Below are 25,097 nucleotides of genomic sequence, written 5' to 3' on the forward strand. Positions count from 1 at the left end.
TGACCATTGTAATTTTTAAAAGATAAATATTTCATATAAAGAATTTTTGAACAAAAGGGGAACATTCATGCCAACCAAAGACACCGAACAGCTCAGCCTATTTAAAATCTCGTGGCCGATCTTCATCGAGCTCGCGCTCCACATGGGGACCGGGATCATCGCCACGCTCATGCTCGCCCAGTATTCCGATGCTGCCGCTTCCGCGGTCGGCGTCGCCAACCAATTGTTGAACGTCTTCTTAATCGTCTTTAGCGTCACCTCGGTCGGCGCGACGATCTTGATCGGTCAGGCGATCGGTGCCGGTCGAATGAAGAAGAGCCGGGACTTTGCCCGCTCTGCCGTCAGCTTGAACATGTGGCTCGGCGTCGTCATGGTCGTCGTCGTCTTCTTGTTCGGCGAGACGTTCCTTCGCTTGTTCGGTCTGTCGGATGAGCTGTTCGACTACGGCTTGTTGTTCTTGCAGATCGTCGGCTTATCGCTCTTCACCGAAGCGCTCATCATGGCGCTCAGCGCGGTGTTACGCAGCCACGGCATGACGAAACACGCCATGCTCGCGACGCTTTTGATCGATGTCATCACGGCAGCAGGAGCCATGCTCGCCGTGACAGGCTGGTTCGGTCTCCCGGTGACGGGTGTCGCCGGTGTCGCCTGGGCCATCGTCATCGCTCGTTTGTCGGCCATGGTATTGTTGTTTTGGATCGTCAAACGACGCCTCATGATGCGGTTCCCGATCAAAGAGTTGATTCGTCCAAAACGCGATGATATTCAAGCACTCTTACAAATCGGTGTTCCTTCGGCAGGAGAGAACTTATCGTACCAGTTTTCACAAATTGTCATCACCGGCTTCATCGCGACTATGGGTGACGCCTCCCTCGCTGCTCGCGTCTACGTGATGAACTTATCGATGCTCGCATTTTTGTTCACAGTCGCCATCGCCCAAGGGACACAGCTATTGATTGCCCGCGACGTCGGCGGGAAGCGGTTCAAGGAGGCGTATACCCGGGCAGTCCGGACGTTGAAGATTGCCATGTTCTCTTCGCTCGTCGCCTCGCTCGGCCTCGCCGTGTTCGGGAAATCCTTGCTCGGCTTGTTCACCTCGAACCCGGACATCATCGCCGTCGGTATCCCGATCCTATGGGCGACGCTCATTCTTGAGCCGGGTCGCGCCATGAACATCGTTCTGATGGGGTCACTCAAGTCGGTCGGAGACGTCCGCTTCCCGGTCATGATTGGGATCGCCTCGATGTGGGGCGTCGCCGTCGTCTTCAGCTACTTGTTCGGGATTCAAATGGGACTTGGTGTGCTCGGGATTTGGCTTGCGTTCTCGCTCGACGAGTGGTTCCGCGGCTTCTTCGCTTTCCGACGGTGGAAGTACGGCAAATGGCAACAAAAAGGCTTCCAGTTCGAAGCCAAACCATCCTCTTGAACAAATAAGGGAAGCGGTCAACACGACCGCTTCCCTTATTTTTTACTTAAAAATGCTTGCATCGCCCGTTGATGCACCTCGGTCTTGCCGCATTCCCGTTGCCAGTGGATCTCTTGCGCGAGCCCATCTTCAAACGATGACTCGCGAAGGAGCGCCTTCATCCCTTGTACGGCCGTCGGTGATTTTGCCGCGAGCGTCTCGGCGTAGGCCGTGAGACGGGCAAGATACGCCTCATCCTCGATGAGTTCAGTGACGAGACCGAACGCCTCAGCCCGTTCGGCGTCGATCGTGCTGCCGCTCCACATCCAATCGAGCGCGACGTCTTGGCGCATCAAACGACGCAAATGATATGGCCCACCGGCGTCGGCGACGAGGCCGATCTTGATGAACGCCGAGCTGAACTTCGTCGAACGGGCGACGAGGCGAACGTCGGCCGCAAGCGCTAGACTGAGTCCTGCCCCAGCGACGACACCGTGGATGCCGGCAATGATTGGCTTCCGGCAATCCGAGAGTGCCCGGACGAGCGGATGGTAGACGTCTTCTAAATACGTGCCATAATCGGCGTCACTCTCGATCGTCAAGTCTTGACCGGACGAGAAGGCGCGCCCTTCCCCGATCAGCACGATGACCCGGACCGATTCGTCGGCTTCAAGTTGTTCGAGCGCCTGTCTCGCTTCGCGCAACAACGTCTCGTTCAGCGCGTTCAATTTTTCCGGACGGTTCCATTTGAGCCACCCTACCCCGTTGTGCCGTTCCACTTGAATTGTTTCCATGAAATAATCCCCCTTTAAAAAAAATGAATCACTATTCATTTCTCTATCGGTCATTCTGTTTCCTTCCTGACACCAAAACTTTTCAAGTTCGATTGCCCGACGCTACCACTATTTGCTATTCTTAGGGGAGTCGTTCAACGAAAGGGTGGGACTGGTGCAACTGACGAATGCCGCAAGACAATTAAAACAACGGAACATCCCGTTCACTTATCTTTCTTATGTAGTGGATGAGTCCGATGTCTCCGCAAAACATGTCGCCGCATCACTCGATAAGCCGCTCGACCAACTGTATAAGACGATTTGCCTCGAGAACGAGCAACGGAAGTACGCCTTCTTCCTCATCTCAGGAGATTTAGATATCGATTTAAAGGCGGCCGCTAAAGCGTGGGGCGCGAAGAAAGCGTCGCCCGTCCCAATGAAAGAGCTTGAAGCGCTGACCGGCTATATCCGCGGCGGCGTCTCGCCGATCGGAGCGAAAAAGCGCTTCCCCGTCTTCTTGCATGACAGCGCGAAACAAAAAGACAAGATCATCATCTCGGCTGGAAAACGTGGCTATCAAATCGAATTAACACCGGACGACTTGATCCGCTTCACGGACGGCCGCTGGTTCACTCAATGACAAAGATGGAGGAAATACTATGTGGAAAGAACGAATCCGATCGTGGGTTCCTAACTCATTTACATTCGGTAACTTATTTTGTGGCGTCCTCGCCATCGTCTACGCCGCGCGTGGCGATTTCTCGAATGCGACACTCCTGATCATCATCGCGATGATGCTCGACAGCCTCGACGGCCGTCTCGCCCGTATGCTCGGGGTAGACGGTGACTTCGGAAAAGAGCTTGATTCGCTCGCTGACGTCGTCACGTTCGGCGTCGCCCCGGCGCTGCTCGCTTACTATACGTTCTTTATCGATTACGGAAACTACGGGCTCTTCTTCGCCGCCCTATTCCCGCTCTTCGGCGCCTATCGCCTAGCCCGGTTCAACTTGTCGGCGACGAACGTCACGGCCAGCTATTTCTCAGGTGTCCCGATCACGGCAGCCGGTGGATTGCTCGCCGTCGTGACGACGTTTGGCGACCGCGTCAACGAACTGCTCACCCCGATCTTCTTTACCGGTCTCGCCTTGCTCATGGTGAGCCGGGTTCGTATTCCGAGTTTTAAAGACGTGCCGTTGCCGCGTCACTCGTTCATCATCACGTTCAGTCTCGTCTATTTGACGTATATGACGTTCGCCCGGTGGAAAGAATGGCCGACATTTTGGTTCATCGCCATCCCGTTCTACATCTTGTTCATCGCTTTCTCATTTGTGAAAAAACGGAAGCGCATGGCGAATTGATGAGTCCCTCTAGCAGGGGCTCTTTTTTTGTGCATGCATTCATTAGACGGATGTCAAAAACCTCTTTAGAATAGAAGGTGAGGTGATTTGATGAAAGTGTATCCATGGATTTGGAAATTATTTTTAGTCTGGTACGTCGTCGGCGTTGTTCTCGTCGGCTTTGATTTACTGCCGAGTTGGCTCGAATGGGCGAACCCGGTCTTCTTATGGCTCGCCGGCCTCATCGGAGGGTGGGTCATTGCCGACGGGGTCCGTCACGCACGTTTCATCGTGCCGTTCATCTTTTTCGGCTCGATCGCTGTAGAGACGCTCGGTGTCAAAACCGGGTTCCCTTTCAGCGAGTACATTTATGCCGAAGCGTTCGGTCCGACCGTGTTCGGCGTACCCGTCACGATTGGCGCGGCCTGGCTCGCCGTCATCGGCGCAAGTTTCGCTGTCGCCCGCCTGTTCGCGTTCAAGCGACGGACGCTCTGGCTCGTCCCATTTTTGGCGGTCTGGTTAGACATGGCGATCGATCCGGTCGCAGCCAACGTGAAAGGCTACTGGGAATGGGCCAATGATGGTCTCTATTATGACATCCCGACGCAAAACTTCGTCGGATGGTTCGGACTGTCGCTCATCTTCTCATGGTTACTCGACCGCTTCGAAGTCGAAGCAGAGCCGACTTTACTTATGCACGGACGCTACTTGTTCGTCATGCTTCACGCCTTGTTCGGCGTCACCGCGGTCAACGCCGGTCTTTATGGGATCGGTGTGCTAAGTATTGTAACGGCAAGCGTCATCTATTTGGAACGGAGGTTGCGTCATGATCGAAGCGAACAAAAAGAAATGGTTCAGTAACATCTTTTCAACGTTCGTCAAAGAACGCCAGATCCGACCGTTCTTTCACACGATCAACGTTCGGGCTGATGACGTTCCGACGCCGGGCCTCTTTTTAAGCACACACAGCTCTTGGTGGGACGGACTTATCTTGCTCATGTTGAACGAGTATTATTTACGGCACGACGTTCACGTCCTGATGGATGAGGACGGATTGCGACGCTTTCCGTTCTTCCGTCACTTAGGCGCCTTTTCCATCAAAAAAGGGAAGTTATCCGACATTCGCGCTTCTCTCAACTATGCCAATCAGCTTTTGTCCGTCGGGAAATCGGTGTGGGTGTTCCCGCAAGGCCGCGAATACCCGCAAGAGCACCGGCCGCTTGAAATCGGGGCCGGTGCGACGATGCTACTCGCAAAACCCGAGGTCCGGCTTTGTGCCATCTACTACGCGTTCGCGTCGCATGCGTCCCCGGTCGTCTACGTCCGGTTCCGGACCCATACCGTCGTCTCGACGACACGCCGGGAGCAAAAGCAAGAGCTCGCCACAGCGCTCGAACAGCTCTATGACGACACGCGCGCCGATGTGATCGCCCAGTCGGACCGGTACATGTCGTTGTTTCCGCCACGACGCGGGCTCGCCGACTGGACGGAGCACTTGCTCAACATCGGGAGGAGACAACGATGATCCTATTCGTGCTCACTGGACTCATGTTTCTCTTCACGCTGGTCAACTTGGCATTTCTTCGTCCGCTCACGGCCCCAATCCCGGTGCCGCCGACCGCGATTTGCATTCCGCTCCGCAACGAAGAGCGGAACGTCCCAAAATTGATCAACAGTTTAAAGCCGGCCCTCACCGCCGGCTGTCACGTCTACTTATATGAGGATCGCTCTGAGGACGGGACGTATGACGCGCTCGTGCGGGAAATCGCCTCGGACGACCGGTTCACGATCTTGCGCGGTGTGCCGCTCACCGACGGTTGGTCCGGAAAAGTACACGCCTGTCATCAATTGGCGACGCAGACCCGTGAACCTTACTTATTGTTTCTCGACGCCGATGTGACCATCGACCCGAGCTTCGTCGGCCGCATGCACGGAACGCTCGTCCGGGAAGGCGCCGTCTTTTTATCCGGCTTCCCCCGTTTCCCGACGCCGACGTGGCTCGGTAAACTGCTCATTCCGATGCAACACGTCTTGATCGCCCAGCACTTGCCGCTGTTTTGGCGAAAAGTGAGACATCCCGCCTTCGCCGCTGCGAACGGGATGAACGTCTTGGTCGAACGGACTAGTTATGAGGAAGTCGGCGGTCACGCCTCGATCCACGACTCCCTGATTGATGATATCGATTTATGCCGCGAATTTAAGCGCCGTAAAAAAGTGACGTCGCTCGTCAATGTCTCGCCTTATATCACGTGCGATATGTATGCGACGAACGAGGAAGTCTGGAACGGGTTTTCAAAAAACGTATTCAAGGGAATGAATGAAGCAGTGGGCATCGCCCTTTATTTTTCCCTTTACTACGGCGTCCAGTTATCGGCGTTCATCTTCCTGCTCATCCGACCAGACTGGATATCGCTCGGAGCGAGCCTGTTCGTCTTGTTCGCACGGCTAGCCATCGACTTAAAGTCGGGCGGACGCCATTTTTGGCTCCATCCGTTCAGTCTGGTTGCCTACCTCGTCCTACTCACGAACGCGGTCGTCCGAAAATGGAGACGAAAGCCGATCACTTGGAAAGGCCGGATGTATCATTAGAAAATTGTTAGGAGGCGCATTGCAATGAAACAAATCGCTATTATCGGGGCCGGTCTCGGAGGCCTGAGCGCCGCCGTCACACTAGCGGCTCGCGGGTACGATGTGACCGTCATCGAAAAAAATGAACACGTCGGTGGTAAGCTCATGCCAATCATCACGGACGGTCACCGCTTCGACTTCGGGCCAAACACGATCACGATGCCGGACGTGTTCCGTTCCGTCATCCGGAACAGCGGGGCCAACCCAGAGGATTATTTTGAACTCGTCAAACTCGACTCGCATACGGTCAATCACTTCTCCGACGGGTCGACGTTCACGTTCCACTCCGAACGGGAACAGATGGAAGCTGAAGTCCGGCGCTTGACCGGTGACAAAGCCGACAAAAATCAATTGGCGGCGTATTTGGACGAGGCTGAAAAGCTATTTGAGATTGCCAACAATCGTTTCTTCACTCGAATGGACACAAAAATCGACACAGGTCTTTGGGCTGATATGATGAAGGTCCATCCGCTTAAGAGTTTGCACGCGCTCCATAAAAAATATTTTAAAGATCCGCGCATCATCCAAGCACTCGACCGTTACGCGACGTATATCGGCAGCAGCCCTTACGTCACACCCGGCACGTTCGCCTTGATCTCACATCTCGAGTTGAACGATGGCGTCTATTTTGCCAAAGGTGGGAACTGGACGATTGCCAAAGGTTTCGCCAAACGCGCGAGCGAGCTCGGTGTCGAGTTCCGACTCGGCCATGAAGTCACAAAGATTGAAGTCATGAACGGTAAGGCGCATGCTGTCGTCATCGACCATGAAGAAGTCATGTCTTGTGATGCCGTCCTTTTGAACGGGGAGCTGTTGACCCAATATCCTCGGCTCGTCGATGCGGTCCATCGTCCCTCGTTCCCTGTACCGACCCGGGATACGGTCGAGCCATCCGTCTCTGCTTTCGTCATGATGGTCGGACTGAACAAACGTCTAAATCTCGCCCATCATAACGTCTACTTCTCGGACGATTACGAGGCTGAGTTCCGTGCCTTGTTCGACGAAGAGCGCTACGCCGACGAACCGACGATCTACATCTCGAACTCGGCCTACACCGACCCGTCCATGGGTGAGGCCGGTGACAATCTGTTCATCCTCGTCAACGCTCCGGCCCACTTGACCGACATCGATGCCGAGACGTATGAACATTTGATCCGCCGACGGCTGCGCACATTCGGCGTCGATTGGGACGACGCTGACGTCTTGTTCCACCGCCGCGTGACCCCGCTTGACTTGACGCGTGATTTTTATGCGTATTACGGCTCGTTGTACGGAACGTCAGCAAACTCGAAAAAAGGTGCGTTTTTCCGTCCGGCCTCGCGCTCGGAAGACGTCTCAAACATCTGGTTTGCGGGTGGATCGACCCACCCTGGAGGCGGCAGCCCAATGGTGACGCTTTCAGGACAGTTCGCTGCTCGTTCGATGTTGGAGGACATACCTCTGACAATTTGAACATTTTGTGAACAGAGGATTCGACACTTGTCGACAAGTCACAGACGTGATAACATCATATCGAGTTCAAGCAGTATTGTAACGTTTGTTACACCTGTAGCGATCGAATGGCTTCCCCGAGCCAATCGCGTTTTGAACTTGTCACACCCGAGAAAAAAGTGATGAGCGAGTTTCCCCACTCGTTTCCCGTTGCTGGAATAGCATGCATCTGATGTTCCCCCTTAGTCCATCAAGCATCCTACTTCAGCGAAGATGCCCCATCGTTTCATTCCCCATGAAGCGAGGCACATCTTTAGGGTTCATCACGTCCGATTCGTTCGTTTCCCCGATGAACGGATCACATAACGCTTACGCCACTTTTGGTCCCCCGCCAAAAGTGGTTTTTTTGTATCCTAAAAGCCTGCAGACGGTGTCTACAGGCTCGAGTATGTTCAGCAAGAGACCCGACCGATTGCGAGAGCAATCGGGTCTCTTTCAAAGTCTCGCTAACAGCTTTCCTTTTTGAAGTGTCGATACGTAAGCGCGCTTCGTAAAGACATCATGGTCGTTACTTCGGGCCGCGTCTAATATGCCTTCATAGAGGAGCGCCGCTGCTTGGACCGGCTTTCGGCTCGTCGCCGGATACAAGTGATGCGTCTCACGGGCACTGCGGTATAGCGTCTCCGCTCGGGTAGCCATCGTCTCCCACACTTCAACGAACTGAGGCGTCACTTTCCGTTCGAACAGATCGGTCTCTGACATCGCGTGTTGCGCTAAGAGCGTGCGCGGTACATAAATCCGGTCCCGGTCCAAGTCCTCACCGACGTCGCGAAGGATGTTCGTCAACTGCATGGCGATACCGAGGTCGATCGCGCCTTGCTTCAGTTGTTGCCGCGCTTCCATATTCGCGTCCGGGACAAGGATTGGTAACAACATCAAACCGACGGTGCTGGCCGCATAATAACCGTACTGTTCCGTCTCTTCAAGTGTCGTGTAACGTGTCTTATGTAAATCCCACTTCATGCCTTCCGCTAACTCGAAGAACGGCTCGACGTCCATGTCATAGCGCTGCCAAACGTCGCGTAAAGCAATCCAAAGAGCGCCGTCTGGGTCGTTGCCGGCTAAAAAGCGGTCGAACTCCGCCAGAAATGCGGTCAAACTTTCCTCAGGATACTCTGACTCATCGACAGCATCGTCTAACGTCCGGCAAAACGTATAGACCGCGGCGACAGCCTGGCGGTCCGGTTTTGACAGCAGGGAGAAGGCTCGATAAAACGTGAGCGAGCCTTTCTTCATCACTTCTTCACATTGACGATACGCTTCTTGCCTCGTCATGGTACAATGCCCCCATTTCTTCTTCCATTCTTTTCACTAACAACTGTGAGCCGATCATCACGATCGGGACACCACCGCATGGATGTACGGAGGCACCGACGGCATAGAGGCGCTCGATTTGAGCGTATGGTCGGGCTTGCGGCTTGAATGCGGCCGACTGTGAAAGTTTCGGGGCAATCCCAAAACTTCCGCCTTCGAACAACCCGAACCGTTCCGCGTCCATCGGTGTCCGGACTTTCATCTCGATGACACGGTCTCTAAATTTAGGGACCATCCCTTCGATCCGGGACACGAGATGTTCAATCGCCCCGCTCTGTTCAAAATCTTGTCGCTCTAACTTGCGCGGTACCGGCACAAGGACATAAAGCACACTCGTCCCGACTGGTGCGAGCGTCGAATCGATGAGCGACGGATTGAACGTATACATCGCCGGATACTTGCTCAGTTTACCATCTTCAAAGATCGTACGCATCGACCCGGCAAAGTCGTTTGGCAAATCGAACTGATGGACCGGGAGTTCAATCTCGCCGTCCACCGTGAAATAGAGGAGCAGTGTGCCGCTCGACGGTTCGTACGCTTTCGGCTTGATTCCATCGATCAGACGTTCCATGAGCGGGAAATCTCCATTGACGATGACCGCATCATACGGATGAGGGACGCCATCGACGACGACGGCGTTAGCACGGCCGTCTTGGACGCGGACGCGGTCTACGGGCGAGTTCAGCTTGAACGTGACGCCCCGTTTCTTCAGCTCTTGTTCTAACTTCGTCGCAAGCGAGAAATATCCTCCTCTTACGTACCAGATTCCTTCCTCTTGCTCGCGATATGGAATCAAGCCGTACAGGGACGGCGTCTCATAAGGATTGCCGCCGATGTAGAGCGTCTGCAGACTATAGGCGACCCGGAGCCGCTCATCTTTAAAGAACCGCTTCATGTTCTCATGAGCCGATTCATACGCTTTCAGGCGCATGAGCAACATGAGCAGTCTCGGCTCGAACAAGTCGGTCTTGCCTTTATAGCCTCGGTTTAAAAACGTGTCAAAACCGATTTTGTATTCCTCGCGCTTTTGCCCCATGTAGCGACGGAACGAGTCGCCTTCGCCGAAAAATCGTTCAATCTCTTCGGCTTGACGATCGATGTCGTGATATTTATGAAACGTCGTCCCATCTTCGTAACGGAGGCGATAGAGCGGATCGACTTCGAGCAGTTCGAGTTCCTGTTCGGGAAACCCTGCTTCTTGCAGTTGGCTCTTCAGCTTGCTCGGCAGCAAGACGATTGTCGGTCCTTCATCGATGCGAGCACCGTTCTCGAACTCGACATAGTTGAGCCGCCCACCGACCCGGTCCTCTTTCTCATAAATCGTCACTTGGGTCGACGGATGCTTATGAGTCCACAACAAGGCGGCGTAAAGCGATCCGATACCGGCACCAACGAAACTGATGTTCATCGTCCGACACCCGCCCGGTCCCGAAGCAAGTTGGCCGTGATTCGTGCCGATTCAAAAATCGTCGGCAGTCCGCTGCCTGGATGCGTCCCACCGCCGACGAGCCAGACATGGTCGAGCTCTTCGAACTGATTGTGCGGACGGAAGTACATCATTTGCGACAAGTTATGTCCCAGGTTGAACGTTGCCCCTTCGTAGACCCCAAACGCTTCCCAATCGTTCGGGGTGAGCGCCTGCATCACTTCGATATGATCGCGGACGTTCCGGTAAGGCGAACGTGTCTCGAGTGCGTCTAAGACGAGTTCGGTCATCTTTTCCTCGAGCGTGTCCCATGGGAGGTTTGACAGATTGTTCGGCACCGGGACGAGTACGTAGAGCGACGACTTGCCGGCTGGCGCGAGCGTCGGGTCGATCCGTGACGCGTTTTGGACGTAGAACGAGAAATCCTCGCTCAGCTTCAAGTCTTGCGTCATCTCTTTGACGTTGCGCTCATAATCATCCGCAAAGTGAATCGAATGGTGGCCGACCTCATCGTAGACGCGATCGAGTCCGAGGTAGAGCATGAACGTCGAGCAAGAATAGCGCTTCTTCTTCAACTGTTTCGGACTCCAGCGCGTGAGCGTATCGCTCGGTACGAGCGTCGTCATCGCATGGGCAAAATCCGCCCCGACGATAACTTCGTCAAACGCGTAATGGACGTTGTCCGCCACGAGTCCGTTGACACGTTTCCCGTCGAGCAATAGACGGTCGACCGCTTCACCTAACCGGATCGTCCCGCCTTCCTCCTCGATGACACGGGCCATCGCCGAACAGAGTTGGTTCACCCCGCCGATCGGGTGATGGACGCCGTAAGCGTGTTCCATATACGACAAGATCGAGAACCCGCCCGGACAGTCCCAAGCCGACATCCCGAGGTACTTCGCTTGGAACGTGAACGAGTATTTGAGTTCTTCACTCGTAAAGTATTCAGACAGAACGTCGTATAGCGATTTTCCGATCGAGAGGAACGGCAGCGCCTTCAAGACGCGTGTCGACACGTAATCCGTCAGCTTATCATGGGCGGTCTGGAGCACCGGCATGAGCTTCGATAGTTTGACCGCCTGGTCGGCCATGAACCGGTCATACCCTTCACCGTTTCCGGGGAACATCTCTTCAATCGATTGACGCATCTGGTCGCGGTCGGTCGTCATCGATAGCACGCTTTGTCCGCGATCAAAGTAAAGATCGTACATCGGTTCTAATCGCTTCATATCGACATAATCAGCCAAATCCCGTCCCGTCTCCTCAAACATCTCTTCAAGAATATACGGCATATTCAAAAAAGTCGGGCCACGATCGAACGCGAACTCCCCGACTTGCAGACGTGACGTCCGTCCACCGACAAACGGTTGTTTCTCAAATACGGTTACATCCACACCACGGCTCGACAAGATCATTGCGGCAGCAAGCCCACCTGGCCCAGCACCGATCACTGCGACTCTTTTTTCCGACACGTTGAACAACTCCCTATGTGAAAAGTCTCTTATGCTTCTATTCTATTATAGAAATGACTGGACACAAGTTCAAATCTGAATCGGTTCGCTGTGCGCTGGACGTTTCAATCTCCTCGTTCGGCGATGACGATATACCAAGATCCTTCCGGTATAAACGGAATGAAACGTACTTTCTCAAAGCCGACCTGTTCCAATTGCCGGCGCAACTGACGAGTCGTCGGGAGCGGATGGAGGTTATCGTGGAGCGTCATGAACGCGTTGAACGCCGAAGCGAAGCGGGCGCCGAGCGGTGACTCCGCGAGCGGTGTGACGAGAACGGCGACACCTGCCGTATCGAGATTACTGAGCATCCGTTCTAACAGTCCGATCCGCTGCTCGGGCGAGAAGTAGTAAAGCATATTGTTCATCATGACGGCATCGAACCGCTCGTCGTGATCCCATTCCATGAAATCGGCCACTTCGTAACGAATCTCACCCGTCTCATCTTGCTCACGTGCCTCTTCGACGACTTCTTGCTCGAGGTCGATGCCGGTCAACTTCCAATCCGGCTCAAGACCATGGAGTTTTCGCAAATAGCCCCCGTGGCCGCATCCGATATCAAGCATCGTCTTGACGTCCGCTTGGCGGAGCAGCTGTTGGACGACCGGGAAAGCGACTGTTTCGACGAGCGTCGACGTTTGAGCGACGACTTTCCCGTGTGTCGCACCGTCGAACGTCTTCTGTTTGCCGGACTCTAAAAAGTCTGGGTAGGCGATGAGTGCCGGGATATGAAGTTCCATCATCTCTTGAAGCATGAACCCGATGCTGCGCTCGTCTTTGAGCGAAAGTTGATACTTCAAGCTACGTGTCGGAAAATAGCGCCACCCTTTCTTCTTCAAATGGCGCACGGCGACCCCGACTTCTAGCCAACGCTCGAGTGCGAGCTTCGTGAGTGGCTGCTTCAAGCGAAGCGTCATTTCAGCGAAGCTCGCCCCGCCTTGAAGCGCGTCGAACAATCCGTATTTGTAGCCGATATAGCCGTGCCATAACGGCAAGAACGATTCGGTTTGCTTCATCCATCTACGCGCATGTAATACACGCGACCATTCATTCATTTGTTGATCCATTGTTTCACCTCATCATCGTTATCACTGATTTTTTTATTTTCCCCTAATAATTTGCGGACAAACAAAAAATTCCCACTTCGATGTGTGAAGTGGGATGTGACTCAAATAAAGTTGCTGAAGAACGACTGACCGTACGGTAACGCGTAACCGATAAAGATCGTCACGAGTGACAGTGCTACGAAGCCGCCAAACATAGCGCCCGATGGTTTTCTTTTTTTCAAACGAATGAGCGTCATCTCACCGAAGATAAGTGCGAGCAATCCAACCGTGATTTTCACGTGGTAGAACATGCCGCCTCCGTTCAGTTGCAAGTACAAATAAAGTCCTGTGCCGAACGCGATGAGCAACATGAGCCGAAACGCCATATGCGCGATCTTGCCGCTCTTGTTTCCGTTCTTGTAGCCGATGTAGGCGACAGCGAACAAGACGAGTAATAAAATCCAACTCGTGACGTGCGTGTGTAGAAATGCTGTCAATGGCATTTAAAAATCCCCCTTTTTATTATGTACAACTACTATTGTACACGAACAAGCCACTTTTCGGTCAAGCCCGCATTTACACCACAAAAAAGAGACGTGCCTGTCACGATTGAACGGCACGTCTCCTCCTCTTGTTTTGATCAAGCCGTCGTTTGTTCTTCTTCCCGAATAGCGTGTTCGAAGCTCGGAATCACAACGGTGAACGTCGAGCCTTTATGTTGGACGGACTCGACATGGATTTGACCGGCGTGACCGCGCACGATTTCTTGGCAGATCGGGAGACCCAGTCCCGTGCCGCCGATTTCACGGCTATCCGAGTTGTCGACCCGATAGAACTTATCGAACAGACGATCGAGGGCGTCGCTCGGAATGCCGATCCCTTGATCCTTCACTTTAATCGAAATCGATTGGTCGTGATGGGCTAGCTCGACCGTGATCTTCCCGCCACGCGGTGAGTACTTCACGGCGTTCGAGAGCAAGTTACTCATCAGCTGTTTGAACTTCTGACAGTCTGCGAACAGTTCGTACGGTCGGTCGTCGACCGTGACAAGCTCGAACTTGTGTTTCAATGACGACGCTTCGTAGAACGTCATCATGTCTTGGATGACCGGCTCGATATCGAGCTGTTCCCGGTCATACATTTGGCTACCTGATTCCATGCGCTGTACGTCGAGGAAGTCGTTGACGAGATGCGTCAACCGCTCCGTCTCAGCGTGGATTGTCTGCAAATATTTCGCCTGTTTCTCGTTCGGCAACTGTTTCTTGACCATGAGCTCGGTGAACCCATAAATCGAAGACAACGGTGTCCGCAACTCATGCGAGATCGTCGAGATGAACTCGCTCTTCAAGCGCTCAGCCTCGGTCTCACTCGTAATATCACGGAAGACGAGCAGCGTCCCTTTCGACAAACCGCCGACGACAATCCGCTCGGCATACATCTGTAAGTTCATCTCCCCTTTACGGATCGAGAAACTGACACTGTCGTGCGGGAAGTCGTCTGTGAACAGACGGTCTGTATATGTCATGAAGTCATCGTCTTGGTCGACCGTCGTCGCGATCGTCTCCCGCCACTCGTTCCAAGACAATTCCGCGAGCTGACTCGATGTGATCGCATCGAGCTCTGGGAACATCTCGTAAAGTGGCCGGTTGACGAACACGTCGTCGGTTGAATGTTCGACGTATATGACAGCTTCACGGATTGAATCGAGGATCCGTTCGGTCTTGCCTTTTTCACGGGTCATCTCTTCAAACAGACGCATCCGAAGTAACGACAACGACAGCTGACGTGCGAACGACATGATATCGCCCATTTGCGTCTGCGTGAAGCGGTCTTTGTAACGGACAAGATAGATGAAGGCGATGATTGAATCATCGGTCGGGTCGTGGACCGGTACGGCCGTCTCATACATGTAGTACGGATACGGTAGCGGATGGTCGCTTGCGACTTGTTTCGACGAATGGACCGTCGTCCGCAATGTCATCGCCCGCGTCAACACGGAGTTCTCGCTATCGAGCAATTTACGCGACAACGTCTCGTTCAGCCCGTGGCTCGTGATAGAGAACGAGCCTGTCGCATCGAGGAAGACGAGCGCCCCGACTTCTGAATCGGTAATGGCGACAAGTTTCTCGATGATCTCCGGGTAAGCCGTCAACGAATCGCGAGCCGCGAGCGTCTCGGTCAATTCGTTTCGGTACGCCAAATGCTGTTCGTTCTGTTGCGTCTGCTCCAAGATCTCTTCAAGCTCTTGTTGCTGCGCTTGCAGCTCTTCTTGCTGGGCGATCAATTCTTCTTGTTGTGCCTGCAACTCATGGTTCTTCTCAATCAAGTGACGTTCATTTTCACGGAGCGTCTCCGCCATCTTATTGAACGAACGGGACATCGTCCCGATCTCGTCTTCGCGCTCCATTTGATCGCTCAAGTCGACGATCTCACCTTTCAGTAAGCGGTCAGATGCGACCGACAGGCGAGAGATCAGACGGGACTGACGACGCAAGAACGGTTGGACGAATAGTAAAATCAACGCCGCGAACGAGAAGATGCTCGCAATCCATAAGAACTGTAAGACATCATTGTTCACTTTCCAGTCGGCGTACACTCTGTTTTTCTCACTGTTCATCAACGCCTTGTAGTCCATGAGTGACGATTCGATCTGTTGGATCGGACCGAGTGTATCGATGCCGCGTTCCGGATTGTACGGCACGGTACCTTGTTCAATCAACCGTTCGGCCGTCGGCAACGCCAATATGGTTTCAGGGTCAATCGTATTCTCGGTGATTTCCCCGGACGCTCGTAGTTGACCATATTCCGCCGTGACCGGCATGATCACATCGAAGTAAAAATCGTGAAAGGTTTGTAGGTCGGCTGCGAAGATCTCACCTTGTTTTGATTCGACAGCACCCTTGAACCAGTTGATTTCTTGTTGGAACTCATTTTCTTTACTTTGGGCCCGCTCGAGCGCCTCCGCATCACCGAACAGCAAGTAGCCCCGTGAGTCATACTGCGCGCTCTGCCATTCGTCCCAAAGCGTATTCAATCGGTTGATTCGTTCATCGACTTGTTGGAGACGGGCTTCATTCTCTCTGACCCGTGTTTCCATCTGCACGTACATGATCATCGATCCGACGAGCGCGAGCGCGAGGAACGAATATAGGACGGTCATGATGTCACGTCCTAGTTTTTGTTTAAACCATTTATTCACTTCACGATGCCTCCTATGATCTTCACAAGTTCAAGCGGACTAAACGGCTTCGAAATGAAATAATCGACCCCAATCTCATTCGCGCAATCACGGTCAGATTGTTGGCTCTTCGCCGTCAACATCATCACTTTCGTATGTTGACGTCCCGGCAACTTCCTCACTTTCTCAATGACTTCAAGACCTGTCATTCCTGGCATCATATGGTCGACAATCACGAGGTCGTACTCGTTCTGTTCGATCAGCCGATAGGCTTCAAGACCGTCTGGCGCTTCATCAATATCGTATCCTTCATCTTCTAACGTATCTAATACGAGCATGCGCAATACTTCTTCATCTTCTGCTAGTAGAATTTTCACCATGACGTTTCCTCCATTATTATCTCATTCCATTATTTTACCTAATCTATTTCGTAATCACAAAAATAAAAGATGCACGGTTTATAACCGTACACCTTTACAATCATATCGTCTACATTATAGTACAACAGTTTCCTGCAATTCCAAAGAATAAATGACCGTCGTCCCGACTTGGATATTCCAAATCGCCTCGATCGCTTCGCGGTAGAGCGACAGCTGAACAGCGTAGCGGTCACGAAGCAACTGTCTTGCCTCTTCTCGCGACGCGCTCGCGAACAAAACCGAGTCCGATTTATAGTCGAGCAGGACATACGTCTCACCATCGAAGAACAGGCAATCGATGATCCCTTGAATCAACACGTGCTCGTCCGTGAACGTCGCCGTCGGATTCACTCGCTCCGCAGGCACCGTATACGTGAACGGCAGCTCGCGCCATCCTCGCCCGGCTTGTAGCGCTTCAGACAGCGCCCGACCGATCTCCGAGTTGAAGAACGACTCGATTTCAGGCAGCGCTAGCCGTGCCGTCTCCGCCTCGACCGGACCGAGCATCCCATTATTTTCCCACCGGTCGATTTGTATGTCGAGCGGTTCAGTCGGCTCAAATAATTGGAAGATGAGATGTAGCGTCGTCCCGCGCTCGGCACCTGTCTGCTTCGTCTGCTTCCATTTCGGCTCCCGATACGGGGTATCGCTCGGGCGGAACGTGTCTTCGAACGCCCCTTGCTCGAGTTGCATCGCTCGTTTCAATTCCGTCACCGTCTGTTTCGCTGCCGTCTCGGTCGCGGCTTGGGCCGGATAGCTGTACGAAAAGGCTCGATTGACGACTTGAATCGTCGCTTCTTCGTCTTTGACTGGAAAATCAATCGCCTCGAACTGTTGCACATGATGAAGCTGGGCCATCATCGCTTGGAGTGTGGCCACTTCCGCCAAATCGTCTTGTCCGATGATGCGATACGTCCAGTTCGTCGCTTCCCCTATCGGCGAAAAGACCGGTAAGCCCATCTCCTCGATGAACGGTACCGCGCCTTCTAGTTTGAGGAGCGCCGGCGCGACCCAGTCCAGATATGTCTTCGCCTCGCGTCGTGCGTCAGCGGACAACGTCTCACCCGTCGCTTCGACCTGCAGCCATTGGTTGATCTGTTTAGCCGGTTCTGCGACCGTACCGACTAAGATCAATTTTTCTTTTGCCCGGGTCAGCGCGACGTACAAGACGCGCATCTCTTCGGCTTTCATCGTCGCATCGAGATCGCGACGAATCATCTCTTTCACGAACGTCTCGGTTCTCGTCCGTGTGACGACATCGATCGCGTCGAGGGAGATGCCGTATCGTTTATGGAAGATGATACGCTGCATTTGATCACGTTTATTAAACTGTTTGCCGAGTTGGGCGACGATCGTTACCGGAAACTCGAGCCCCTTCGATTTATGGACCGTCATGATGCGGACGACGTTCTCTTCTTCTCCGAGTGAACGTGCTTCCGATAAATCTTCACCGTTATCTTGAAGCCGGTCCATGACCCGCAAGAAGCGATACAACCCACGGTAGCCGCTCCGTTCATAGGAGAGGGCCCGGTCATAGAGCGCCTTCAAGTTCTCTTGACGCCCTTTCCCGCCCGGCAGTCCGCCGGCAAAATCGTAAAACCCGGTGTCGTTGAACACTTGCTGAATCAACTCCGACAAGCTGTGGTTGCGGGCGAACGTACGCCATTCCGACAACTGATCGAGCACGTCCCCACATTTCAATCCAAGCTCGTCGTCATCGTCTGCTTTCGCCTTGAGTGCATCGAAAAACGACGCTTCCGACTCTAAGCGAATCTTGGCCAGCTCTTGATCGGTGAAACCAAACATCGGTGACCGGAGCGCCCCGGCGAGCGGGATGTCTTGGAGCGGGTTGTCGATCAACTTCAAGAGCGACAACATCATTCGAATTTCCGTCGCTTGGAAGTAGCCACCGTCCGAATCGGTATAAGCCGGGATATTATACTGTGTCAAAATGTCCATCAACTGCTCGACCCGCTCTTTTTTCGAACGGACCAAGATGACGATGTCACGGTACTCACAGGAACGAAGCAATCCGGTCGCCTCGTCCGTCACTTTGAACGGCTCATCACCAGAGACGAGCTCTAATATACGTGTGGCGATGGCACGGCCTTCAAGCTCCTGTTTCGATAAGTCCCGGCTTTCTCCGTTGACGATCAAGAGTTCAGGACTTGCCTCGAGTTCTTCATACGCCCGACCCGGTACGAGACGTGCCGCCTCGTCATACTCGATCTCACTCACTTCTTCGTCCATCAACTGAATGAATAGGTCATTGATTCCGTGCAGCACTTCGGAGCGACTTCTAAAGTTTTGAGACAAGTCGATCCGTTGCCCCGAACCGGCTTGTTTGAACCGCGTCGCTTTCTCGATGAACAACCTCGGCTCGGCGTGCCGGAACCGGTAGATCGATTGCTTGATGTCCCCGACCATGAACAAGTTGCCGAGCTGTTCACTCTCATTGCTGACGAGTCCGATGATCGTCTCTTGGATCTCGTTCGTATCCTGATACTCATCGACCAATACTTCGGCGAATCGCTGTTTGTAGAGCGATGCGACCGAGGACGGGGCATCCCCGTCCCGTAGTATGGCGAGCGCGTAATGCTCGAGATCGCTGAAGTCGACGAAAGCGCGGTCCCGCTTGGCTTGCTCGTAAGCGGCCCCGAACGTCCGGACGGTACGTACGAGCGTCTCGACGAGCGGACGCTGCGACAGCAAGACGTCTAAATGATCAGCTCCGCTGACACTCGCTTGACCGACCGCATCGACAAGCCGTTTTTTCGCTTGGTCATAGGCCGGCTTCAACACCGTGTGATAGATGTGATGCTCGTCTTTTTTCTGGACCGATTTCATCGTCCCGAATTTGACCGCTCGGGACGCCGTCTCGAGTTCGCTCCATTTGAGCGTGTCTTCGTCGATGTTTTGGAACGGGAAAATCGCTTTGGATACATTTTCCGATTGCGCCTCGTAACCGGCAAGCCGGAGTTCGATCGCTACACGCCGGAGTTGCCGAAGTGCCTTTTCAATATCGACCCAGAGCAACTGCCCGAATTCGACGAGCAGCCGTTCCTCGTCAGGGTCGCCTTCAAACTGATAAAGGGAGACCAGCTCATCTAAATACGATTCCGGATCCGGAAGGGTTCGCGCGTATTGATACAAACCTAGGATCAGCTCTTCGATTTCACTGTCACCACGGTCCGACGTATAGGCATCGACGAGTGCGAAAAACGAGCTATCTTCTTGACCGTACTGTTCTTCGAGCACGTCTTCGAGCACATCGTCTTGCAAGAGCACCAAGTCCCGCTCCTCGGCGATCTTGAAGGCCGGATCGAGGTCGAGCAAGTAGTAATTCTCACGAATGACTTCTAAGCAGAATGAATGAATCGTCGTGATGAGCGCCCGGTTCAGCATTTGCCGTTGTTTTCGTATATAGTCGTTTTCCGGATGTTCCCGCAGCGCCTGATCGAGCGCTTTAGCAATCCGTCGTTTCATCTCGGCCGCGGCGGCGTTCGTGAACGTCACGACGAGCATACGGTCCGCCGTCAACTCGTCCGCTTCATCGAGCAAACGGCTTGCGAGCCGTTCGACGAGCACGGCCGTCTTCCCTGAACCGGCTGCCGCCGAGACGAGTACATGAGACCCCCGTGCGTCGATGGCTGCTTGTTGATCACTCGTCCACTTCATCGGCGTCACCTCCTAATTTAAACAAAACTTCTTCTTTATCTAACTTTTTCAGCTGACGGGGCTCGTTGGCGAGCGCCTCGTCAAAATGACAGACACTTTGATACGGACACGTCTGGCACGGACGCCGCTCTTTATATTCATAAGGCTCGACACCGATTTTCCCATCATACATCGCCTCCACACTCGTCTCGGCAAGGTCGAGCGCGTGGTCCATCAACTGCTCGAGCTGAGGAGGTGAGACGACTTTTTTCGTCGTGTTCGCATCGAGCGTCCCGTCTTTCTTATATTTGACCGGAATGACGATCGATTTTTTCTGTTCCCCTTTCGCCGTCTTGTCCATCACCTCTAGGATGGCTGGATCGTCGACGAGCAACCCTTGCATCTGATACGATTCGAGCACTTTCCGCTCGGTTTCGGCATCTGTCTCGGCCGGTGTGACGAGCGGTCGGTGGACGTGGAAATACAGCGCGGCTGCAGGTTCCACGGAACCTTTCGCCCAAGCATCTGCTTGCTCGATCAACACTTTCAAATAGATGAGCATCTGCATCGCCAAACCATAATAAATCTCAGCGAAGTCGATCTCCCGTTTGCTCGACTTATAATCGACGATGCGGACGTACAGCTGATCATGAACCTGTGCCGTATCGACCCGGTCGATCCGGCCGACAAGTTCACACGTCGCCCCGTTGCTGAGCGTGAACGACACCGGCGGGAAGTTGCCACTCCCGAACGCTAGTTCGAACGCGACGGGATCGAACCCGTCACGTTTCGACTGCTCGATCAATACTTCGGCCGTCTTACTGACGACGTCCGTCAGCTTTTTCTTCAAGTAACCGTAGCGGTTCGAACTCATCAAAATCGCATTTTGAATCTCCGGTGTGACGAGTTCGACAGCCGACTCCGCGAGTGTCGCACATTGGTCGGGCGACACGTCACGCCATTCTTTCCCGTCCATCTTGACGGTTTGAGACATATGCTCGATCGTCCGGTGGTACAAGTTACCGATGTCCGGTGCCTCGAGCCGATAGAGCCGTCGTTCTTTCAGACGCAAGCCGTAGTTCGCAAAATGACGAAACGGGCAGGCTTGGAACGTCTCGAGGCGGGACACACTCGCCCGAATCGAGTTCGTGTAAAGTGACTTCGCGACCGACTCCGGCAAGGATTCGGGAACGTTTTGATAAAACAGCGCGCTCGTCAACAGTCGGATTCGCTCGCGTCCTTCCGGGTGCTTCAACAGTTCGTTGTACACCGTGAACCACGTCTCTTGAATCGGGTAGTGACGGCTGAGCCGCTGCAACTCGAGCGCCGTCACGGCCGCTGTCTGGTTCACGTTCGTGATGAAGGCGAGCTGATCTGTCGGGCGATGCTCTCCCGCTTCTGCGAAGTGGGTCTTGATGGCCTTGCCGTTACCGAGTCGTGCCTTGACGTCGGCGATGAAACTCGCCGGTTGAATCGCTTTCCCGCTCCGGTCGACGAGTGCGTAACTGACGTACAACCGGTCGCTTGGCGCCGTCAACGCTTTATACAAGTAGTACGTCTCATCGTCAAACAAGTGCTCGGTCGCTTTCCCCGCCCGGACACCGTTCTCATGCATGAAGTCCATATCGTGGTCCGTCAACAGTTTCGATTGCGTCGCGACGAGCGGGATTTGATCTTCGTTGGCACCGAGCAAGAAGACGATTTTTTTATCAATCAAACGCCCCCGCACGTAATCGGTCACCGTCAATTGATCGAGTGACGGCGGGACGAGTGCATAGCGTAGGCTATCGAGGCCGGTGTCCATCATTTGCAGGAACAGTTCCGTCGAGAGCGTCTCTTCCGGCGCAGCCGCCTCGAGTTGCTCGAGAAGATGGAGGACGGCGTCCCATACTTGTGTATGCTCTCTTGCTTCAATCAGGCGTGATGCCTCAAGCGCTTCTTCGCGCCAATGGGCAAGGCATGACGAGACGTCGATTCGGTCTAGAAAAGCGTAAATGGCGTGCGTGTAGGCCTGCATCGTCTTGGCCGCTTTCAAATCGGTGAGGAGCGGATCGAACGTTTCGACGACGGTTTGACGATAGGCGTTGAGTGCCGTCTCCGTATCGAGTTCTTCCCCCGTCAACTTGGCCTCATCTTCGGCCCGGCGTTTCAATTGCCACTCGTCATGCCAGTGATAATGTTTGATGCCTCGCTCAATCACGAACGCCTCGAGCCGATCGACAGACGTACGCCGATGATCTCGGTCGAGCACGATCAACTCGGTCTTCAACGCGCGGAATATAGCTTCTTCCCGGTAGCCGCGGAGCGCGACTTCGATCGTCGCCTTCAACAACTCGACGACCGGATGATCGAGCATCGGCTGCCGTTCATCCAGGAAGAACGGCAAGTTCATTTTTTGAAGCGCTTGTGACGCCAAATCTCCATATTCTTCAAGTGACCTTGAGATGAACACGATGTCTCGGAAGCGGTAGCCGTCTTCGCGGACAAGTCGTGTGACCTCGCGTACAGCGGCCGCTACTTCTACGGTCCGGTCGACGGCTGCATTCAAGGCGACTTGATTTTCCGGCCGCGTATATGGCGCTGCCGTCACTTGCCCGAACGTCGCCTCGAGATAAGCGAGACTCGGATGTTTAAAGCGATGCACCCCATGATACAGTTCATCCGTCGACGAAAGTTGACGTTCTGAGAGCAGCTCTTTAAAGCGCATCAGCGTCCGCTGTGTCGGTCCGAACAACGGGTGCGGACGATAGAGCGAGTCTGGGTCGACCGTCAACAAGACGTCCAGCGGCGCCTTCTCGGCTAAAGCGACGAGTACCGCGAGCTCTTGTTCCGAAAACTCGTTGAACCCGTCCACATAAAAGTGAGTCCCTGTTAAATCGACTTCCGGTAACAACTGCAACATCACTTTGAAGTAGTCTTCGGCGTGAAGCGTTTTGCCGGCCGTCATCGCCAAGAAGCCTTCATAGAGGATGGAGAGGTCTTGCAACTTCAAGGCCCGATGTTGGTCTTGCTCGCTCAGGCGAAGCAACTGCTCCGGCTCGACGAGGCCGCGTTTCAACATCGTGATCAACTCGTTCAGCTCTTCGTAAAACCCGTACTGGTTCATCGTGCGTCGGAACAGCGTCAGCCGTTCCTCGTTCATCTCGACGACACGCCGTAACAAAAGATGGGTCCCTGTCTGGTCTAAAAACTGCTCGGTCGCGACACCGTGATCGCGCATGATCAAGAATGCGAGACGACGCATCGACAGCACTTGAATCCGCGTCGATCCGTTTAAACCGTCCGTCATCGCCATCTTCCGTTCCATTTCAAACGACATTTGGTCTGGGACAAGCATATAGATGGTCGGGCCGCTCGGATCGCGCTTTAGCTCTTGAATGACTTGATTGATCATCCGCTCGCTCTTACCGCTACCCGATCGTCCGACATGAAAAGTGACCGTCATTTAGGCGAACACCCCTTCCCTTTTTCTTTTATTATGACGTATCGCCTGCTGTTTGTAGAGGGAAACCTGCCGGCTACCTTGTAAGAAAAAAACACAACCTTCTAGTATCCCATTCGTTCGAAAATCGATTAGACTGAACGTATGAGGGGGAATACTATGAGTGCATATGAACAATTCGGAGGCGAACGCGGCGTCCAACAGCTCGTCGACGCTTTTTACGAACTCGTTTACGCTGATCCCGTACTGTTGCCACTGTTTCCAGACGACAAAGACCGGGTAAAACAACATCAGTTCGAATTTCTGACGCAACTGCTCGGAGGACCAAAACTGTATACGGAACGCCGTGGCGGCGGCAATTTGGCGATGATCCACCGCGATCATCCAATCTCAGAAACACACGCCGGTCATTGGCTCGGGTGCATGGAACAAGCGCTCAAGACGGTCGACGCACCGGAAGCGATCAAGCGACAATTGTTTCAACGTCTGATCATGTCGTCGTCAAACGTCATCCGCGTCTGCTCGCACCATTTTGAGTAGTCATCATTTAAAAAAGCGGGTATGATAGGAAAGTAAGCAAAGGAGGTCGGTTTTCATGACAGAAGAAGAGAAAAAAGAGACCGTTTCAGCTAAAGAGGAAACGGAAGAAGTAGAACCTACGGCAGTCCTCGCCGAAGTCCTTGAAGAGGATGAGGAAGAAGATTTACCCGAAGAAAAGAACATGGACCACATCAAAGGTGTGTTCAACTATACACAGAAGAACGGACGGGAGTATCGCGTCGTCTTTTATCACGACCGTAAAAACCTCGTGTTCCGTGAACTTGGAAACGGGAAAGTCGAATTTGTCGGGCGTTTCACAGATGATGCCTACGATGAAGAGAACGAAGCAGAGATGCAAAAACTCGGCGAGAAACAGCTCAAGCGGATCCTTGCCGATCGACTCAAATAAAAAAAATCGCCCGCGGGCGATTTTTTTTATTGTTTCTTGTTTCGTTTTTTCTTGCGAAGCGCGTAAATCACTCCGGCGATTCCTCCGGCGACGGCGATTCCAGCCATCGCAGGCACGAGGATTTTCTTCGTCGGAAGCATCTTTTTGACACGTTCGTACGGTGTCGGAACCGACAATTCAAGTTGAACGGCCGTCTCACCGTGACCGTTCGCCCGTGCTTTGCGGGCCGCGTCCGTCACGACGACACGTCCTGTCGTATAGCGGCGGTTTCCATATTCATCCGTGTAAGGCCGGCGAACCCGCTTGACGTCTGTTACCGTCTTTCCACGAGCGGCATCCGGTCGGACGACACGTTCGCTCGTCCATGTGCGGGCACCGGTCGCGCTATAGGCCGGACGAATCTTACGACGATTTAACCAAGTGTATGAATCGTTCATCTATATTCCCTCCAATATGCTGAAGTATCTCTTCATATTATACCCATACAACATCTGACGAAAACATCAGTCTTGACGAGACAA

General features: G+C 53.5%; 20 protein-coding genes. 9 read left to right on the top strand and 11 right to left on the bottom strand.

The window, feature by feature from the left end; all coding sequences use genetic code 11:
• Positions 1-67 precede the first annotated feature (67 nt).
• Positions 68-1,426, top strand: a complete 1,359-nt coding sequence (locus EVJ21_RS04385; RefSeq protein WP_131489954.1) for an MATE family efflux transporter — start codon at positions 68-70, stop codon at positions 1,424-1,426.
• Positions 1,427-1,461: 35 nt separating this feature from the next.
• On the opposite strand, the gene EVJ21_RS04390 is transcribed toward EVJ21_RS04385, so the two are convergent.
• A complete protein-coding gene (locus tag EVJ21_RS04390; RefSeq protein ID WP_131441577.1) occupies positions 1,462-2,199 on the bottom strand; it encodes an enoyl-CoA hydratase/isomerase family protein in 738 nt (245 codons plus the stop codon).
• 154 nt (positions 2,200-2,353) lie between these two features.
• Here EVJ21_RS04390 and ybaK point away from each other — a divergent pair, with 154 nt between their 5' ends.
• From ybaK to EVJ21_RS04420, 6 genes are all read left to right on the top strand, one after another.
• Positions 2,354-2,818 carry a Cys-tRNA(Pro) deacylase gene (ybaK, locus tag EVJ21_RS04395; protein ID WP_131489955.1) on the top strand — a complete coding sequence of 155 codons (465 nt, stop codon included), beginning with the start codon at positions 2,354-2,356 and terminating at the stop codon, positions 2,816-2,818.
• A 19-nt stretch (positions 2,819-2,837) separates the two neighbouring features.
• The gene (gene pssA / locus EVJ21_RS04400) at positions 2,838-3,536 is read left to right on the top strand and encodes a CDP-diacylglycerol--serine O-phosphatidyltransferase (protein WP_016508135.1); all 699 of its coding nucleotides are present in this window, start codon (positions 2,838-2,840) and stop codon (positions 3,534-3,536) included.
• A 90-nt stretch (positions 3,537-3,626) separates the two neighbouring features.
• The gene (locus tag EVJ21_RS04405) at positions 3,627-4,376 is read left to right on the top strand and encodes a carotenoid biosynthesis protein (protein WP_131466129.1); all 750 of its coding nucleotides are present in this window, start codon (positions 3,627-3,629) and stop codon (positions 4,374-4,376) included.
• Entirely contained in the window at positions 4,342-5,040 is a 699-nt protein-coding gene (locus tag EVJ21_RS04410) for a lysophospholipid acyltransferase family protein (protein WP_131466131.1), read from the top strand. Before EVJ21_RS04405 ends, EVJ21_RS04410 begins: the two co-directional genes overlap by 35 nt.
• Complete coding sequence (locus tag EVJ21_RS04415) at positions 5,037-6,104, top strand: glycosyltransferase family 2 protein (RefSeq protein WP_131466133.1); 1,068 nt, start codon at positions 5,037-5,039, stop codon at positions 6,102-6,104. The genes EVJ21_RS04410 and EVJ21_RS04415 overlap by 4 nt, the downstream gene beginning before the upstream one ends.
• A 24-nt stretch (positions 6,105-6,128) precedes the next feature.
• A complete protein-coding gene (locus tag EVJ21_RS04420) occupies positions 6,129-7,595 on the top strand; it encodes a phytoene desaturase family protein (RefSeq protein WP_131459106.1) in 1,467 nt (488 codons plus the stop codon).
• A 474-nt stretch (positions 7,596-8,069) separates the two neighbouring features.
• Here the strand turns inward: EVJ21_RS04420 and EVJ21_RS04425 are convergent, their stop codons facing one another.
• The 9 genes from EVJ21_RS04425 to addB form a co-directional block, all read right to left on the bottom strand.
• Positions 8,070-8,909: a phytoene/squalene synthase family protein gene (locus EVJ21_RS04425; RefSeq protein WP_131489956.1), complete on the bottom strand. Its 840-nt coding sequence runs from the start codon at positions 8,907-8,909 to the stop codon at positions 8,070-8,072.
• On the bottom strand, positions 8,878-10,356 hold the full coding sequence (locus EVJ21_RS04430; RefSeq protein WP_131466139.1) for a phytoene desaturase family protein: 1,479 nt from the start codon (positions 10,354-10,356) through the stop codon (positions 8,878-8,880). The genes EVJ21_RS04425 and EVJ21_RS04430 overlap by 32 nt, the downstream gene beginning before the upstream one ends.
• Positions 10,353-11,846 (bottom strand): phytoene desaturase family protein, encoded by a 1,494-nt coding sequence (locus tag EVJ21_RS04435; protein WP_131489957.1) that lies wholly within the window; start codon positions 11,844-11,846, stop codon positions 10,353-10,355. The genes EVJ21_RS04430 and EVJ21_RS04435 overlap by 4 nt, the downstream gene beginning before the upstream one ends.
• 104 nt (positions 11,847-11,950) lie before the next feature.
• Complete coding sequence (locus tag EVJ21_RS04440) at positions 11,951-12,952, bottom strand: class I SAM-dependent methyltransferase (RefSeq protein ID WP_131466141.1); 1,002 nt, start codon at positions 12,950-12,952, stop codon at positions 11,951-11,953.
• A gap of 101 nt (positions 12,953-13,053) precedes the next feature.
• Positions 13,054-13,434 (bottom strand): YisL family protein, encoded by a 381-nt coding sequence (locus EVJ21_RS04445; protein ID WP_070327844.1) that lies wholly within the window; start codon positions 13,432-13,434, stop codon positions 13,054-13,056.
• A 137-nt stretch (positions 13,435-13,571) separates the two neighbouring features.
• Positions 13,572-16,130, bottom strand: coding sequence for a sensor histidine kinase (locus EVJ21_RS04450; protein ID WP_131466146.1), 2,559 nt, complete (start codon positions 16,128-16,130; stop codon positions 13,572-13,574).
• Positions 16,127-16,489 carry a response regulator gene (locus EVJ21_RS04455; protein ID WP_070327845.1) on the bottom strand — a complete coding sequence of 121 codons (363 nt, stop codon included), beginning with the start codon at positions 16,487-16,489 and terminating at the stop codon, positions 16,127-16,129. The genes EVJ21_RS04450 and EVJ21_RS04455 overlap by 4 nt, the downstream gene beginning before the upstream one ends.
• Positions 16,490-16,603: 114 nt before the next feature.
• Entirely contained in the window at positions 16,604-20,206 is a 3,603-nt protein-coding gene (gene addA / locus EVJ21_RS04460) for a helicase-exonuclease AddAB subunit AddA (protein WP_131489958.1), read from the bottom strand.
• A complete protein-coding gene (addB, locus tag EVJ21_RS04465) occupies positions 20,190-23,630 on the bottom strand; it encodes a helicase-exonuclease AddAB subunit AddB (RefSeq protein WP_131489959.1) in 3,441 nt (1,146 codons plus the stop codon). Before addB ends, addA begins: the two co-directional genes overlap by 17 nt.
• 156 nt (positions 23,631-23,786) lie before the next feature.
• Here addB and EVJ21_RS04470 point away from each other — a divergent pair, with 156 nt between their 5' ends.
• Both EVJ21_RS04470 and EVJ21_RS04475 read left to right on the top strand, forming a co-directional pair.
• Entirely contained in the window at positions 23,787-24,167 is a 381-nt protein-coding gene (locus EVJ21_RS04470; protein ID WP_070327848.1) for a truncated hemoglobin, read from the top strand.
• A gap of 55 nt (positions 24,168-24,222) precedes the next feature.
• Complete coding sequence (locus EVJ21_RS04475; protein WP_131489960.1) at positions 24,223-24,576, top strand: hypothetical protein; 354 nt, start codon at positions 24,223-24,225, stop codon at positions 24,574-24,576.
• A gap of 26 nt (positions 24,577-24,602) precedes the next feature.
• Here the strand turns inward: EVJ21_RS04475 and EVJ21_RS04480 are convergent, their stop codons facing one another.
• Complete coding sequence (locus EVJ21_RS04480; protein WP_070327850.1) at positions 24,603-25,013, bottom strand: hypothetical protein; 411 nt, start codon at positions 25,011-25,013, stop codon at positions 24,603-24,605.
• Positions 25,014-25,097 lie beyond the last annotated feature (84 nt).

Origin of the sequence: Exiguobacterium sp. SH0S2 (genome assembly GCF_004337185.1) — a bacterium.
Classification (GTDB): domain Bacteria; phylum Bacillota; class Bacilli; order Exiguobacteriales; family Exiguobacteriaceae; genus Exiguobacterium; species Exiguobacterium aurantiacum_A.